Raw genomic sequence first — 15365 nt, 5'->3', positions numbered from 1 at the left:
GTTTCGACGACGGCGAATCCGGGGGTCCGAGCGTCGGACGAGGCCGTTCGGATCAGTCGAACCGCTGTTGAACGATTTCGAGCGCCTCCTCGCGGTCGTTCCAGTCGACGAACACCGCGACGGAGGTCGCGCTCGTGATCAGGTCGATGATGTTGATGCCGGCCTCGGCGATGGGCGCGATGATGTCCTGGATGACGCCCGACTGGTTGGGGAGTTCGCCGCCCGTGACGCGGATCACGGCGATGGGATCGGCGACGGTGACGGAAGAGAGCGCCTCGTCGGTGACGACCGCCTCGTGGAGCAGCGCCTCGGCGGTCTCGGCGACGTCGACGTCGACGTAGAAAGTGACCGAGTCCATCCCCGAGGCGACCGCGTCGATGTTGATCTCCTCGGCGCGGAGCGCGTTCGACAGCTCGGAGAGGATCCCGGGGCGGTTCCGGATCGCTCGGCCCGCGATGGTGAGACACGCCAGCGGCTCCTCGCGCATGTCGATCAGGCTCTCGAACTGGCCTTCGATCCGGGTGCCGCCGCGGAGGAGGTCGCCGTGCTGGTAGTGGACGACCCGAACCGCGAGCCCCTCGTGCTTGTACGAGAGCGCGGAGGGCGCGACCACCTCGGCACCGCGGAAGGAGAGGTTCCGCAGCTCGTCGACGGTTATCTGGCCGACGTTACGCGCGCCCTCGACCACCCGCGGGTCGCCGGTCATCACGCCCTCCACGTCAGTGACGATCACGACCTCGTCGGCGTCCATGTAGTTGCCGAGCATGACCGCGGTCGTGTCCGACCCGCCGCGCCCGAGCGTGGTGACGTTTCCGTCGTGGTCCTCGGCGAGGAACCCGGTGATGATCGGGACGACGCCGTCCATCTCGGCGGCGATCTTCCGCGCGCGCTTCTTCGTCTCCTCGACGTCGACCTCGCCCAGTTCGTCCGTGACCACGGGCCAGTCGGGATGCCCGGGCTCGAGGAAGACGGCGTCGACGTCGCGAACCGAGAGCGCGGCCTTCAGCATTCGGACGCTGGTCCGCTCGCCCATCGAGACGATCTCGGCGCGGTCGGCGTCGTCCGTCTCGAAGGTGATGTCGTCGAGGAGGTCGTCGGTGGTCGACCCCATCGCGCTCGCGACGACCGCGATCTCGTGGCCGGCCGCGACCGCGCTCGCCACCGAGTCGGCCGCGCGCTCGATCCGGTCGCCGCTGCCGAGGCTCGTGCCGCCGAACTTCGCGACTACGCGCATATGGCTACCTCGTCAGGAGCCCGTGAGAGTCGGTCTCCGGCGGGTCGGTCCCCCTCAGATCGGTCTCCATCAGAGCGGTCACCATCAGGTCGACGCGGGGCGGTCGGGACAGCGCGGTCCGGATCGAGGCCGGAACGCCGGCCGGATCGGGGGAAGCGATCGGTAAACATGCGACCCCGTAGCGGAGGAAGCCGGATAACAGTATCTTCTTCGACAAGGGTCGCCCGAAGCGCCGGATCGCCCGAAACGGCCGCCGAGCGGCCACGAAAACCGGACTATCGATCACCGACAACAGGGCCGGGTGGCGAGGAGCGCGGGACGCCGTGGTCGGTCGGGACGAGGGGACGGACTACTCGTCCTCGATGCCCCACGCGTCGGGCATCTCGATTACGTACCGGCCGTCCTCCTGGAGGGAGATGATGTACTCCTGTCTGTCGTACAGCTCCATCAGGTTGAGCTCGTACTGCCCCGGGCTGACGATCCGAATGCTCTCGAACTGCTCGTTGAGCTCGTCTCGGAGGGCGTCGATGCCGGGTTGGGGTTCCCCCTCCGCCGGCGGCTCCGCGGTGTCGGCCGGGTCGACCTCGCGGCTCGCGCGGTCGAGTTCGTCCGACGAGACCACCTCGGAACGCGCGCTCGCCTGCGCGGTGTCCTCGTCGCTCCGGTCAGCGATCTGCTCCGTGCCGTCGCTCGGAGACGGCGGGTCGACGCTCTCGGACGCCTCGCTCGCGGACGACGGGTCGACCCGCCCCGACGCGTCGGCCGCTGCCGCCTCGGACGGCGTCGCGTCCGCGGGCTCGCTCGAGTTCGGGTCTGCGGCGCCGTCGTCCGGCGTCGGCCGATCGTCCGAGGTCGAGGGCGACCGGTCGGGTTCGTTGCCGGCGACCGGACCTCCCTCGTCGCCGCCGGAGCCGGCGTCGTTTCCGGCGGACGCGGTCTCGTCCGTCGCGCCGGCGGGCTTGAACTGGAACTTGTTCCCGCCGCAGTCGGGACACCCCGACAGCATCTCCTTGGAGCCGTCGGGGAACGTCCGCCCGCAGGAGGTACACTGGTGGGGCATCTACTTGCGGGAGACGAGCGTGCTGATGAGGTTCTCGTCTTTGTGTAGCGTCTCGATGCGGTTCGCCGGGCCGATCACCGTGAGCTTCTGCGTCGACTCGCGGCCCATCAGCTTGTCGAGAAAGCTCTGGTCGCCCGCCTCGGCCTTCGGGTACGTCTCGATCTCGATGCCGGTGAAGTCGTCCGGACTGATCTCGGTCATCGTCACCTCGATGAGGCGCGACTCCTCGTCCGGGGAGAGCCCCTCCTCGAGGATGACGATATTGCCGTCGCGGACGCCGTCGAGGATGAGCCGGATCTTCTCCATGGTCGTGAGCCCCTCCATCCGAGCGCCGCTTATCATGTCGATCCGGACGCCGTCGCCGGAGTCGTCGGGATCGTCGGGGTCGTCCGCGGCGTCGACGTTGGCTTTCGGGCCGGCCATTAGCCGAAGTACTCCGCGATTTTGGTGTACACTTCGTCCATGTTGTCGCCCTCCAGCGCGGACAGCGGGATCGTCTCGTGTTGCGGGAAGGCGTTCGCGATCTGCTGGACGTCCGACCCCTCCAGGTCCGTCTTGTTCGCGAGGATCAGCGCCGGGAGGTCCTGCGACTCGATGATCCCGATCAGCATCGTGTTCACCTGGGTGAAGGGATCCGTCGTCGAGTCGAGCACGTAGATGACGCCGTCGACGTCCTCGCGGAGCCAATGCATCGCCTCCGCGACGCCCTCGGTCGCCTCGCGCGACCGGCGGACGGCGTCGTCCTTCTCCATGTCGTGGTCCAAGAACTCCTTGTAGTCGACCTTCGTCGTCACCCCGGGGGTGTCGACGATGTCGATGGTGACCTTGCGCCCGTTGCGTTCGATCTCCACGCCCTCCTTCCGGCGGGCCCGGCGAGTCTCGTGGGGGATGTGGCTCTCGGGGCCGACGGCGTCACCCGTCCAGTCGCGTGCGATCCGGTTTGCGAGGGTCGTTTTACCGGCGTTCGGCGGTCCGTAGATCCCGATCCGCTTGGGCTCGTCGGCCGCGAACAGGCCGTCCGTGACCCGCGATATGCTGTCTCTGAGGTTCGTGAGCAGTCCCATCCTGACCTCCAATCCGTGTGGTTTTCCCGAACACCGCGGTCGTTTCGCGGCGCCGTTCGATCCGAGCGCTCGACGCCCGTTCGGGGAATTACGGTAGGCTCCTCGCCGCTCTCACTTAAGAACTGCGTCAGACATCTCCGATCCGGAGCGTCGGCGCCGGAGGAACCGGAAATTCGGGGACCGGGACTACTCCCCGTCGCCCTCTCGGACTCCCTCGTCGCTCTCGCTCGCGGCGTCGAGGAAGACGATAGCCCCGCCGAGAAGCGCGAGGTTCTTCAGGAAGTTGATCTTGTTGCCGTGGCGCTCTTTCCCCTCCATCGTCCAGAAGTCGTGGATGGCGGGCGTCGTCCCGAGGAAGAAGACGACGAGCGCGCCCGCGGCCGCCCGCGGGAGGCGCCAGAGGACGATCCCGAGGTTGGCGACCAGCAGCATCCCGGTGACGAACGGGACGAGGACGTCCGGCATCGGGACGCCCTTCTCCTCGGCGACCGAGACCCGCTTGTCGTTGTTCTTGAAGCCGTCGACGGCCATGTACGCGAGGACGCCGCCGTACAGCGAGCGGCCGAGCAGCGACGGCGCGTCGCGGTCGGCGTCGTCGGGTCCGGCCGGCGATTCCGCTTCGTCCGCCATTCAGACCACCTCGATCCGGCTGACGTTCGCGTCGACGCGACCGACCGTCTCGTAGGTCGGCCCCTCGTCGCCCTCGCTGTCGAGACGCCGCATGATCCGGCCCGCCACGTCGTCGCGCTCGTCGGGCACGTCGAAGAGGCCGGAGCCGCAGACCACGTCGCCGTCGTGGACCGCCCACGTCTCGATTATCTCGTGGGGCTCGCCGGGGAAGTCGACGCGCTCGAAGTCGCGGCCGAAGTTCGTCGACTCGAACAGCGCGACCTCGTGGTCGTCGTTCACCCACGCCGGGGGCGCCTCCTCGCCGCCGCAGAAGATCACCCGACCGTCGTGGACGAACACCCGGCGGATGTACGAGAAGTCGCTGCCGACGTCGAGCCGGTCCCACGACTCGCCCGCGTCGGTCGTCCGCCACAGCCCGCCCTCGCCGACCGCGTGGCCGAGGCCGAGGTTCTCTAAGTCGTGGTCGAGGTAGCCGGTCGCCGCCAGCCAGACGTCCTCCGAGATGGGGAGAACCTGGTGGACGTCGTCGACGATGGCGTCCCGGTGGTCGGACCACGTGCGGCCGCCGTCGCGGCTGACGTGGATCCCGCCCGCTTCGACCCCGGCGATCAGGTGCTCCGGGCGGCCGGGGACCGCCTCCAGCGCGCGGAGCCGGGCGTAGTGCGGGTCGATCGGCGACTCCCAGTGGCCGCGGGAGGGGAGCTCGCGGAACCCCTTCTGCTCGGTCCACGTCTCGCCGCCGTCGACCGAGCGGAAGACGTAGGGGTCGTTCGTGCCGGCGTACAGCGCGCCGTCCGCGGTCGCGAGGATCGACCACACCTCGCTCTGTCCGGCGTGCCAGAAGCGGTCGCCGAGGGGGACCTCCAGGTCGGTCCACGTCTCCCCGCCGTCGAGCGAGCGGTACGCGCCCGTCGAGGAGGCGACGAACACGCCCTCGGTGTGGTCCCACGACTTCACCGCGGTGACGACCCCGCAGTCGAGGACGGGGTCGAGCTCGTCGCGCTCGAAGGGGACGTCGTCCGTTCGGTACAGCCCCGAGTCTGTCCCGATCAACAGTGTCATATTCGGAAGTCAGTCGGACGCATAATAAAGTTTTACCAATCTGTAAAACGCTAAGTGGCCGGGGGACGACGGTGGAGGCATGACCGCGCCACACGCCACCGTTCGCCCGACGGACGCCGCGTTCCTCGACGGCTCGGACCCGGACCTCCCGACCGAACTGCTGAACATTCCGTGGATCGACCCGCACAACCACGCGCACACGCTCTCGTGGGAGGACCGCGAGCGGTACGCCCTCTCGGGCTGCCGGTCGATGGTGATGGTGTCGTCGGGGTACCACTGGACCCCCTACAAGCCCGTGGAGGCGAGCGACATCCGCTTCCTCTGGGACGACGCGATCAACCGCCGGCGGGCGATCGAGCGCAACCACTTCTTCGAGGCGAAGCTGGGGCTCGGCGTCCACACCGGCGTCCGGATCGAGAACCCCGACGAGCTGCTGGCCGCGATGGACGACTACTGCGCGCTCGACGAGGTCGTCGCAGTCGGAGAGACCGGCGTCGTCCCGAGCCAGCACGTCGAGCGCTGGGACGTCGACGAGCAGCAGGCGGTCGTCGGGGCGCAGATGGAGCTGGCCGCCGACCACGACCTCCCCGTCCTGCTCCACACGCCGAACACGACGCCCGACGCGAAGCGGGAGTACCGCGACGACCTCGGCGTGACGCCGGGGTACGAGAAGAACACCGGGCTCGGTACCGAGCCGGTCCTCGACGGCGAGAACCCGGCCCTGGAGGCGGTAAAGCGGGACGTCGAGGCGGCCGCGGACGCCGGCCTCGACGAGGAGCGCGTGGTCGCCTCGCACGCGGACGCGAACAACACGGAGTACCTGATGACCGAGACGGACTGCTACCTGAGCTACACCATCGGCCACTCGTGGCTGGTCGGCGTCGACGCCGCCGACGTGGCGAACGCCATCGACGAGTACGGCTCCGAGCGGGTCATGATCGACACCGACACCGCGAACGTGCTGCGCACGGACCCGTACGCGGTGAAGCGCGCGATGTTCGAGCTGTACCGGTACGGCATCGACGTCGACGACATCCGGACCGTCGTGTACGAGAACCCGCGAGACGTGTTCGGGCTGGCGGAGTAGGCTATTTAAATGAGTTCACGGTATGGTGGCATCGCCGGCGGCTCTGAGTCGTCTTTAAGAGGCGCGACACGCCTCCGTGTGTGCCCGGGAGCCGGCCGTGAGACGACCGTGCGAGCGGGTCGCGAACGAAGAGAGCGACGAGGACTGCGGTTCGAGGGAGCTACCCCCGACAGAGACACTCGTGTGACACCCGAGTCACGTCGACGAGGTGTCGGTGGATACCCCCGGCCAGCCCGGACATTGCCTCGGCCTGTTCCTTCGTTGCTATTCCAAGCCTGTAGTAGGTCTCCGTTCGGTTCCGGTTCCACAGCTCGGCGAGGTCGTCCCCGAAGGCGTCGTCGTAGAGACCGATCTCGGCCCCGCGTTGGTAGAGCCGCCGGTGGCTGCTGATGACCTCCGAGGGCGACATCGCTCCGTCGTGGATCAGCCGGAACTGAATCGTGCGCTCGATGGCGACGAACGCCGACTCGATTACGACCGTGTAGTACCCTCGGTCGAGGAGGTTCGATCCGACCTCCAACAGCCGGCAGGCACGGCGAAGTTGGACCAGCTCCGCGTCGTCGACGTCCAGACCCTCTTCGATCGTTCCGGGACTGCCCTCGAAGCTCCGCTCGGCCTCCGCCAATCGATCCCGGATATCGTCATTCATCGCTGTACACCTCAGTTCGGAGCTCTGAGAGGCGGTCGGAATCGACCAACGTGATGCCGTCGTCGAACTGGGGACGGAGCTCGTCGCCGATTCGGCTGACGCTGTCCGTCGATTCGACGAGCGGCTGGTAGGTGTAGCGGTTCCCTTCGAACCGTCGGTCCTCGAGGTCGCTGACGATCGACTGGATGGTCCGACGAGCGGCCGTTCGGTCCCCGTCGACGACCACCAGTAGGTCGATGTCGCTGGTCCTATCCGCTTCCCCCCGAGCGACGCTGCCGAATAGGACGACACCGACTACCTCGTCCAGCTCCTCTTGAGCTCGTTGGAGGAAGGCCCGGACCGGGTGGTGAAACTCGCTCTGCGGGATCGAGAGAATCGGATCCGGTTTCGTGAGCCGCTCGCGGTTGATCCGGACCTGCCGGGTCCGACCGTCCTGTGCCGTTTCGACGACATCAAGCTCGGAAAGCAGCTTCACCGCCTTCGAGATCGTCCCCTGATTCGCTCCCGTGAGACTCGCGAGTTCGCTCATCGAGTACGCCGCGTACGGCTGATCGATGAGGACCGCAAGAACGTCCTCCATCGCTTGGTATCGAAACACCCGATCCTCCGGAAACGGATATCGCAGTTCGATCGAGATTGTCTCTTTCTTATTAGGCATACTATTCTTATTAAGAAACGGTCTGAAAACTCTGCCGATGAAATGAGTCGATTAGGACGGACTGCCACGGTTAGAGTCCGATTTTTCAGGCATATTATCCTCAAAAAGTGGTATATTGCGAGTCGTTCCGGTCTGTACGAACACAGCGACGAGCGAGAACGGGAGTGGGTATCGCAGATCGGTAGCAGCGATTCGATATTTAAAAAGACGCTATCGGCGGCGACAAACACTTAGAAATAGCCGGCGGTGGCGCGCCTGCGAGCGGCCGGAGCGAAGCGGAGGCCGCGAGCCAGCCCGCGAGGGACGCGGTGAGCGCTCGGAGAGCGCGAACCGCGAGGCTGGGGAGGCGTGAGGCTGCGGTACTGAGCGGTGCGGGCCGGGACTCAAAGGGACAGTCGCGAGGGCGAAGCACGCCGCAGCAAGCACCGCAAGGAGCGAGTGAAACGAGCGACTGAGGAGCGCAGCAAGGCGCGCGAGCCGTCGCGACTGGGGCTTTGGAGACCGCCATCTCAGCAGCGTTAGTCATTTATAAACAGCCGACAGCAATACCGCACTCTGGTTTATAAATGATCCCACTCACGACGTACTACACGTACTCCCGCACTGGATCAAAAATCAGCGTTTGGTGACCAACCGTTTCCGGCGAGAATGCGTCTAGAGTGTAGTATTTCAACGGAAGTCGCGACGCTGGTAATCTCTTATAAATATTCGACAACAGGGCGGTCCTACTCCGTCTCGAACTCGTTCGTGAGTTCGCCGACGCCCTCGACGCCGATAGTGACCGAATCGCCGTCGCCGAGCAGCACCGGGGGGTCGCGGTAGACGCCGACGCCGGGGGGCGTGCCGGTGAACACCAGGTCGCCGGGTTCGAGCGTGAACGCCCGGCTACAGAAGGCTATCAGCTCGTCGACGCCGAAGATCAGGTTCTCGGTCGACGACTCCTGAAGCCGTTCGCCGTTGACCTCGGCGAATATCTCGAGGTCGTGCGGGTCGTCGATCTCGTCGGTCGTGACGAGGTCGGGGCCGGTCGGGGCGAAGGTGTCGAGGCTCTTCCCGCGGACCCACTGGCCGTCGCCGTGCTGGAGGTCGCGCGCGGAGACGTCGTTGCCGACGGTGAAGCCGGCGACGTGGTCGAGGGCGTCCTCGGGGTCGACGCGGCGGGCGCGCTCGCCGATGACGGCGACGAGCTCGGCCTCGTAGTCCACCTTCTCGGTGTACTCGGGGTCCCATCGGACCGCGTCGTCTGGGCCGACGACCGAGGTGGGGAACTTCGAGAAGAGGACGGGCTCGTCCGGGATCTCGTTGTCGCCCTCCTCGGCGTGGTCGCGGTAGTTCAGTCCGACGCAGACGACCTTCCGCGGGTCGTCGACGGGGGCGGCGCGCTCGAGGTCGGTAGGGTCGCGGACGCCGACGCCCGTCTCCGCGGCGTGTTCGACCGCGAGGTCGGCCTTGCGGCGCCACTCCCAGTCGGCGAGGAGGTCGCTGGTTCGGTCGGGCACGTGGACGCCGGCGGCGGCGCCGGCCTCGGCGAGGTCGACGACGCCGTCGTCGGTCGCGACGCCGGGCCACGGTGTCTGTTCGTCCGTCGTTCGGTATTGTCCGATTCGCATGTGAGGTGAGTAGTGAGTCGAGAGGTTAGTTCGGTCGGTGAAGCGGGCGCGTCGGCCGGTGTTACAGGTCGATCCCGGCCTCGTCGAGGAGGCGCTCGCCGGAGGCGACGAACCGGTCGAACTCCTCGTCGACCTTCGGGTTCGTCAGCTCGCCGTCGCGCTTGACGACCTCGCCGTCGACGAGGACGGTGTCGATGTGCGAGGGATCGGTCTGGAACACGACGGTCTGGACCGGGTTGTGGCTGGGGGCGGTCATGAAGTCGTCGGCGTCGAACAGGACGAGGTCGGCGCGCTTGCCGGGCGTGATCGTCCCGATCTCGTCGTCGAGGCCGAGCGCCTTCGCGCCCTCGATGGTGGCCATTTCGAGGGTATCGCGCGCGGAGATGCTCACCTCGGTGACCTCCTCGTCGCCCTCTAACACCGCCTGGTTGTCGAACATGCGCTGGAGCTGCATCCCGATGCGCATCTGGCTCCCCATGTCGCCGCTGACGTTCGAGCAGACGTCGACGCCCCACGCCGGGCGGCCGCCGGCCTCGAGCACCTTTCCGGTGACGGGGATGCCGTGGCCCATCTGCATCTCGACCTCCGGCGTCGACGAGAAGGAGACCCCCTGCTCGACGGCGTGGTCGATGTCCTCCTGGGTGAAGTGGTTCCCGTGGGCGACGTTGACGTCGGGGCCGAGCATGTCCTCGATGGCGCCGAAGCCCTGGTAGTCGTCGCCGTACTCGGAGGACGGCCACAGCGCGGCGCCCATGTGGATCGTCGAGAGGACGCCGAGGTCGCGCGCCAGCTCCAGGTCCGCGCGAGCGGTCTCGGGGACGCAGAAGTCGGGGCCGCGGAGCCCGAGCGCGAGGGTGAGCAGGTCGTCGTCGCGGATCTTCTCCTCGTGGAGGCTACGGATGTTCTCCTCGGGGAGGCCCACGTCGCTCTCGTACCACCACTTCGCCGCGTCGTCGCCCGGCGGACCGTAGGTGTACACCGCGCGCAGTCCGGTGTCCTTCAGCGCGTCGACGGCGCGTTCGCCGTGTTCGAGCGTGTTGGGGTACGACCAGTCGAGCGCCGTCGTCGTCCCGGTGTAGAGCTTCTCGAAGGCGCCGTAGAGACCGCCGAGGTACATGTCCTCGGGCTGATAGAGCCCGGTGATGTTACCGAGCATATGGTCGAAGTACTCGCCCATGAGCGACCAGTCGCCGGCGATACCGCGTACCTGCGTCTGCGCGAGGTGGATGTGCGAGTCGACGAAGCCGGGGACGACGATCTTCCCGGAAGCGTCGATCTCCTCCGCGTTCGACGCCGCAAGTCCGGTGCCTACCTCGACGATTTCGCCGTCCTCGATCAGGACGTCGGCCTCCTCGAACTCCCCCACGTCCGGGTCGAGCGAGACCACGGTCCCGTTTCGAACGATCGTCTGTGTCATGTTCGATAATAGGGTTTGACCAAGAGGTTAAAACTTTACCGGACGGTAAACGCAGTGAGAGCCAATCGTATTATGTACCTCACCCGTAGAGTGTGGGTATGAGCGAATCACAGGGCGGATCGGCGGGCGAATCCGTCGAGTCCCCGACCGACGGCGGCGACGACGCCTCCCGGGAGCGGCCCTCCGAGGGGAGCCCTCCCGCAGAGGACCCCGCCGACGAGTCCGGCGGGGAGACGGTGTCCTCGAAGGACACGAAGGAGGTCATCATGGAGGCGACGTTCCGCGCGCTGAGCAAGCACGGGTACAAGGACCTCCGGATGCGCGACATCGGGGAGGAGATGGACCTCACGCGGCAGGTGATCCACTATCACTTCGACGGGAAGTACGACCTGATGTCCTCGTTCCTCGAACACATCATCGACCAGTACGAGGGGAGCGTGGTCGTCGACGGGGACGCGGACCCGCGGACCGAGCTCCGCGCCCGCGTCGACCAGTGCCTGTTCGGCCCCGAGTTCGAGGAGTTTAGCCACTGGGACCGGATGAAGGTGTACCACGAGCTGTACACGCAGGCGCAAAACGACGGCGACCACCGCGAGGTGTTCAACGAGCACTACGAGCGCATCCGCGGCAGCATCGTCGAGGTCGTCGAGGAGGGGATCGAGGAGGGCGTCTTCCGCGACGTCGACGCGGAGCGGATGGGCCAGCTGGTGACCGACGTCATCCACGCCGCGCGCGGGCGCCGGATCTCGCTCGGTCACGAGGACGCGCCCGAGGAGGCCCGGAAGGCGATGGACGAGTTCATCTTCGAGTCGCTGGAACGGACGGAGTAGCCGAGGGGTCGCCTTTTTCCGCCGGCGTTTCCCGTCGAAGTCTGACCCGGCGTTTCCCGTCGAAGTCTGACCCGGCGTTTCCCGCCGAAGTCTGACCCGGCGTTTCCCGCCGAAGTCTGACCCGGCGTCAGGAGTCGTCGACCGCGACGAGCCGCGGATCGGTTCGCTCGCGTCCGTCGCGAAGTCGGTGGGAACCGTCGAACCGAACGGTATCCCCGGGGGCCAGGTCGCCGTCGGCGGCCTGTGCGATCAGCTGAACCTCGTCGAACCGGGCCAGCGCGAGGTGGTTCGGCGCGCGGACGTCGGGCGGCGTGGTCTCGACGGTTGTCGTCGCCATGACCGCCCCGGTTTCGAGTCGAACCGTCGAGGCGTCCGCCGACGAGCGGCCGCAGTCCGGGCAGCGGCGCCGGTCGTAGTACCAGCGGCGACCGCAGTCGTCGCAGACGAAGGCGCGGTCCGCGGGGAGCTCCCGGTCCGCGAGGAGGTCGTCCGCGGGGAGGTCGTCCGCGGGGAGGTCGCGGTCCGCGGGGGCGCCGTTCTCCGGGACTTCGCTGTCCGGATCCGTCACGCGCGCAACACCGTACAGACGCTGTTGTTCCCGAACCCGGCGACGTTGATCGCGAACGCCGTCTCCGCGCCGTCGACACGGCGGCCCGCGGGGAGGTCGCCCCGCAGCTGCCACACGAGTTCGACGATCTGCGAGAGGCCCGTCGCCCCGAGCGGATGGCCGCGGGCCTTGAGCCCGCCGCCGGGGTTGACAGGGAGGTCGCCGTCGAGGGCGGTGTCGCCGTCGAGCGTCGCCTCCCACGCGGTGCCGGCGTCGTAGAAGCCCAGCTCCTCCAGTTCGATCAGTTCGAGGACGGTGAACGCGTCGTGGATACAGGCGACGTCGACGTCGTCGGGACGGATCCCGGCGCGGTCGAAGACGCGCTCGCCGGCGGTCCGGACGGAGTCGATCGAGAGCGGGTCCGGCCGCTCGGCGACGGCGTGGGTGCCCGTCGCGCTTGCGACGCCGGCGACGCGGGGCGCGGGCGGGTGACCGGTGTCGGCGGTGGCGGCGTCAGCGTCGGCGTCGCCCGCTCGGGTCAGGACGACCGCGGCGGCGCCGTCCGACATCGGACAGCAGTCGTACAGCCGGAGCGGTGCGGCGACGACCGGGGAGTCGAGGGCGTCCTCGACGTCGATCGACTTGCGGAACTGCGCGACGGGGTTGTCGACCGCGTTGGCGTGGTTCTTCGCGGCGACCGCGGCGAGCGCCTCGCGGGGCGCGTCGTGGCGGTCCAGGTAGGCGCCGGCGGCGAGCCCGCCGAAGGAGGGGAGCGTGATCCCCTGCGCGTACTCGCGGCGGTGGACGAGGCGGCTGATCGCTTCGGTGACGCTCCGCGTGTCGCCCGCGGACATCTTCTCGGCGCCGACGACGAGCGCGGCGTCGGCCTCGCCCCTTTCAATGCGGTCGACGCCCCGGTGGAAGGCGCTCGCGCCGGTCGCGCTCGTGTTCTCGATCCGGTCCGCGGACGCGCCGTCGAGGCCGAGGGCGGCCGCGAGCGCGTTCGCGAGCCCCGCGCTCTCGTCGAGCGCCTCGGCGAGCGCGTTGCCGAAGTGGAGCGCGTCGACGTCGTTGAGGTCGACCGCGGCGTCGTCGAGGGCGCGCTCGGCGGCCGTTGCCGCCAGGTTGGTGAGCGAACGCCCCGAGTCGCTCTCGAAGGGCGTCATGCCGACGCCGCCGACGCGGACCTCAGTCGTCATGCTCGTCCGCGTCGTCGGGAGTCTCGCCGCTGTCCGCGTCGTCGGGAGTCTCGCCGCTGTCTGCGTCGTCGGGAGTCTCGCCGTCGTCCGCGTCGTCGCCGAACACGCCCAGCTCCGCGAGGCGGTCGATCTCGGCCTCGGAGTAGCCGCGTTCGCGGAACACCTCGCGGTTGTGTTCGCCTAAAAGCGGCGGGGGGAGTTCGAAGCCGCTCTCGGCGTTGCGGAACTTGAGCGGGTGTTCGATCACGGGCACGTCGCCGAGTTCGGGGTGTTCGATCTCGGTGATGGTGCCGCGGGCCTCGATCTGGGGACTGTTCAGCGCCTCCTCGACGCTGTACACCGGGCCGGCGGGGACGCCCGCGTCCTCGGCGATGACCTCGATCCACTCGTCGGTCGTCTTGTCCGCGAGGGTGGCCTCGATCTCGGCTTCGAGCTCGTCGAGGTGTTCCACGCGGTCCGCGTTCTGCTCGAAGCGGTCGTCCTCGGGGAGGTCCGGCCGGTCGAGCGCCTCGCAGAGCTCGCCCCAGAGCTTCTCGTTGAGGATACAGATGTTGATGAACCCGTCTTTCGTCTCGAACGTCTGGTACGGCGCGAGGACGGGGTCTTTCGTCCCCATCCGCTTCGTCTCCTCGCCGGCGAACACCATCCCGGCCTGCTTCGTGAGCCACGGGAGGGTGGCCTCGAGCATCCCGAGGTCGATGTACTCGCCCTCGCCGGTCCGCTCTCTGCGGTAGAGGGCCGTCGTCGCGCCGAAGGCCGCCCACATCGCCGTGATCAGGTCCGTCATCGGGAGGCCGACCTTCACCGGCTGGCGGTCCGCCTCGCCGGTGACGCTCATGATCCCGCTCATCCCCTGGATGAGGAGGTCGTACCCGGACCGCTCGCGCCACGGTCCGGTCTGTCCGAACGCCGAGATCGCGAGGTAGATCAGGTCCTCGTTGTGCTCGGTGAGCGTGTCGTAGTCGACGTCGAGTCGCTCTGCGGTGCCCGGGCGGAAGTTCTGGATGAAGATGTCCGCCTCCTCGACGAGTTCGTACAGCGCCTCCTTCGCGTCGTCGTTCTTCAGGTCGAGTTCGAGGCTCTTCTTCCCGTAGCTCAGGGTCCAGTAGTACGGCGACTCCCCCTTGATGAACGGCGGGCCGGAGTGGCGGACGGCGTCGCCGTAGCCGGGCTGTTCGATCTTGACGACCTCCGCCCCCTGATTCGCGAGCATCGCCGAACAGAAGCCACCGGTGACGAACGTCGAGAGGTCGAGAACGGTGACGCCGTCGAGGATCCGTCCGCCGCCGGTGGGACCGTCGGCCCCAGTGTCGTCGGCTCCGGTGTCGCCAGTGTCGTTAGCCCCAGTGTCGTCGGCTCCGGTGTCGCTAGTGTTGGTGTCGCCAGTGTCGGTGTCGCCGGTATCGGTCATCGAGCCACCTCGTCCGAGATACGGAATCGTCTCATAGGTGTGTGTACGGTTTGTTTACCGATTGGTAAAACTATCGGCGTCGACCGTGATATTCGTTGGACCCACTTCGATGGACGGAGGCGCAGTAGTCAGACGTTGTCAGGAAGCCAGGAGGGATCGGCCGTCGATCTCCCGAAAGCCGATCGGGAGCCCTCCCCCCACCCCTTCGTTTCGAGTGGAACCGCGAAGAGCGACGGGGTGGTCGATAGGTATTCGCGGTGGATCTAGGCGCCCCAGATAATTCAAGGAAAGATTAGTAATAAAACAATTATGCCACAACAAATATAATATTAGAGGGTTTGTCGAGGGTACTGTTATATTGTATTTGTAATAAAACCACCGGTATACAACTCACAGCTCAGGACCCCCACCCACCCGTCTGCCGTTCCACCCGAAACGAAGGGGTGTGGGGGTGTACCCGATCGAACCGCCTCGCCGGACTCGGAGACTGTGGGCCCGAGCCGGGGAGTCGAAACCGATCGGCGGACCTCGCAGTCGGGATACCAACGGTCACGACGCGATCGCAAGATCTTCGAATCAGCCGTGTCAGGGGTTAAAAGTCGCTATATCAAGTGATCTTAGTCAAAGAGGAACGGGATCTCGTCGCTCGTCGTTTCTAGTTCTACGCCCTCTCGACCCGTTCGACCGCCCCCTCGGTAGACCCGAACCGCCTCTCGACTGCCTCGACATCTCGTGAGAGAGGGACGTTTCAACTCCAGAGAGGAACACTTTTGTACCGTCTCTTCATCTGGTTCGACTGTATCAACTGGACGTGGTCGGTCTCGAATCCGACCGCGAATGCGTATTTCCGACCGGAGACGGCCTCTCAAGCGTCCTGCTCGACCGTCTCCACCTGAAACAGAGGGGT

The 15365-nt window shown here is 67.0% G+C and carries 15 protein-coding genes; 2 read left to right on the top strand and 13 right to left on the bottom strand.

The genetic code is table 11. The features are described from left to right. Window positions 1–52 precede the first annotated feature (52 nt). The 6 genes from BM286_RS00190 to BM286_RS00160 all read right to left on the bottom strand — a co-directional run bounded on the left by BM286_RS00190 (window position 53) and on the right by BM286_RS00160 (window position 5050). Window positions 53–1234, bottom strand: a complete 1182-nt coding sequence (locus BM286_RS00190; RefSeq protein WP_092919264.1) for an aspartate kinase — start codon at window positions 1232–1234, stop codon at window positions 53–55. A gap of 349 nt (window positions 1235–1583) precedes the next feature. Then, window positions 1584–2294 carry an OapC/ArvC family zinc-ribbon domain-containing protein gene (locus tag BM286_RS00180; protein WP_092919261.1) on the bottom strand — a complete coding sequence of 237 codons (711 nt, stop codon included), beginning with the start codon at window positions 2292–2294 and terminating at the stop codon, window positions 1584–1586. Beyond that, the gene (locus tag BM286_RS00175; protein WP_092919259.1) at window positions 2295–2717 is read right to left on the bottom strand and encodes a DUF2073 domain-containing protein; all 423 of its coding nucleotides are present in this window, start codon (window positions 2715–2717) and stop codon (window positions 2295–2297) included. Next, window positions 2717–3358, bottom strand: a complete 642-nt coding sequence (locus BM286_RS00170) for an Era-like GTP-binding protein (protein ID WP_092919257.1) — start codon at window positions 3356–3358, stop codon at window positions 2717–2719. The genes BM286_RS00175 and BM286_RS00170 overlap by 1 nt, the downstream gene beginning before the upstream one ends. A 186-nt stretch (window positions 3359–3544) precedes the next feature. Continuing rightward, window positions 3545–3988, bottom strand: coding sequence for a DoxX family protein (locus tag BM286_RS00165; RefSeq protein ID WP_092919255.1), 444 nt, complete (start codon window positions 3986–3988; stop codon window positions 3545–3547). After that, window positions 3989–5050, bottom strand: a complete 1062-nt coding sequence (locus BM286_RS00160) for a WD40/YVTN/BNR-like repeat-containing protein (RefSeq protein WP_092919253.1) — start codon at window positions 5048–5050, stop codon at window positions 3989–3991. A gap of 79 nt (window positions 5051–5129) precedes the next feature. Between BM286_RS00160 and BM286_RS00155 the strand changes: the two genes are divergently transcribed. After that, on the top strand, window positions 5130–6137 hold the full coding sequence (locus BM286_RS00155; protein ID WP_092919251.1) for a TatD family hydrolase: 1008 nt from the start codon (window positions 5130–5132) through the stop codon (window positions 6135–6137). Window positions 6138–6297: 160 nt separating this feature from the next. On the opposite strand, the gene BM286_RS00150 is transcribed toward BM286_RS00155, so the two are convergent. The 4 genes from BM286_RS00150 to BM286_RS00135 all read right to left on the bottom strand — a co-directional run bounded on the left by BM286_RS00150 (window position 6298) and on the right by BM286_RS00135 (window position 10471). Continuing rightward, a complete protein-coding gene (locus BM286_RS00150) occupies window positions 6298–6786 on the bottom strand; it encodes a hypothetical protein (RefSeq protein ID WP_092919249.1) in 489 nt (162 codons plus the stop codon). After that, window positions 6779–7366, bottom strand: a complete 588-nt coding sequence (locus BM286_RS00145; protein WP_092919247.1) for a nucleotidyltransferase domain-containing protein — start codon at window positions 7364–7366, stop codon at window positions 6779–6781. The genes BM286_RS00150 and BM286_RS00145 overlap by 8 nt, the downstream gene beginning before the upstream one ends. A gap of 803 nt (window positions 7367–8169) precedes the next feature. Then, complete coding sequence (locus BM286_RS00140; protein WP_092919244.1) at window positions 8170–9054, bottom strand: fumarylacetoacetate hydrolase family protein; 885 nt, start codon at window positions 9052–9054, stop codon at window positions 8170–8172. A gap of 61 nt (window positions 9055–9115) precedes the next feature. Continuing rightward, the gene (locus BM286_RS00135; protein ID WP_092919242.1) at window positions 9116–10471 is read right to left on the bottom strand and encodes an amidohydrolase family protein; all 1356 of its coding nucleotides are present in this window, start codon (window positions 10469–10471) and stop codon (window positions 9116–9118) included. A gap of 98 nt (window positions 10472–10569) precedes the next feature. Here BM286_RS00135 and BM286_RS00130 point away from each other — a divergent pair, with 98 nt between their 5' ends. Continuing rightward, window positions 10570–11301 carry a TetR/AcrR family transcriptional regulator gene (locus BM286_RS00130; RefSeq protein ID WP_092919240.1) on the top strand — a complete coding sequence of 244 codons (732 nt, stop codon included), beginning with the start codon at window positions 10570–10572 and terminating at the stop codon, window positions 11299–11301. A gap of 127 nt (window positions 11302–11428) precedes the next feature. Here BM286_RS00130 and BM286_RS00125 read toward each other — a convergent pair whose 3' ends face one another. The 3 genes from BM286_RS00125 to BM286_RS00115 are packed head-to-tail and all read right to left on the bottom strand — an operon-like array spanning window position 11429 to window position 14458. Beyond that, window positions 11429–11869, bottom strand: coding sequence for a Zn-ribbon domain-containing OB-fold protein (locus BM286_RS00125; RefSeq protein ID WP_092919238.1), 441 nt, complete (start codon window positions 11867–11869; stop codon window positions 11429–11431). Next, window positions 11866–13047, bottom strand: coding sequence for a thiolase C-terminal domain-containing protein (locus BM286_RS00120; protein WP_092919236.1), 1182 nt, complete (start codon window positions 13045–13047; stop codon window positions 11866–11868). Before BM286_RS00120 ends, BM286_RS00125 begins: the two co-directional genes overlap by 4 nt. Further along, window positions 13037–14458 carry a CaiB/BaiF CoA transferase family protein gene (locus BM286_RS00115; protein WP_174548971.1) on the bottom strand — a complete coding sequence of 474 codons (1422 nt, stop codon included), beginning with the start codon at window positions 14456–14458 and terminating at the stop codon, window positions 13037–13039. The genes BM286_RS00120 and BM286_RS00115 overlap by 11 nt, the downstream gene beginning before the upstream one ends. Window positions 14459–15365 lie beyond the last annotated feature (907 nt).

It is taken from the genome of Halorubrum sodomense (assembly GCF_900111935.1).
GTDB classification, from domain to species: domain Archaea; phylum Halobacteriota; class Halobacteria; order Halobacteriales; family Haloferacaceae; genus Halorubrum; species Halorubrum sodomense.
Note: the sequence above shows the minus strand (reverse complement) of the source record. Positions and strands in the feature narration are given on the sequence as shown.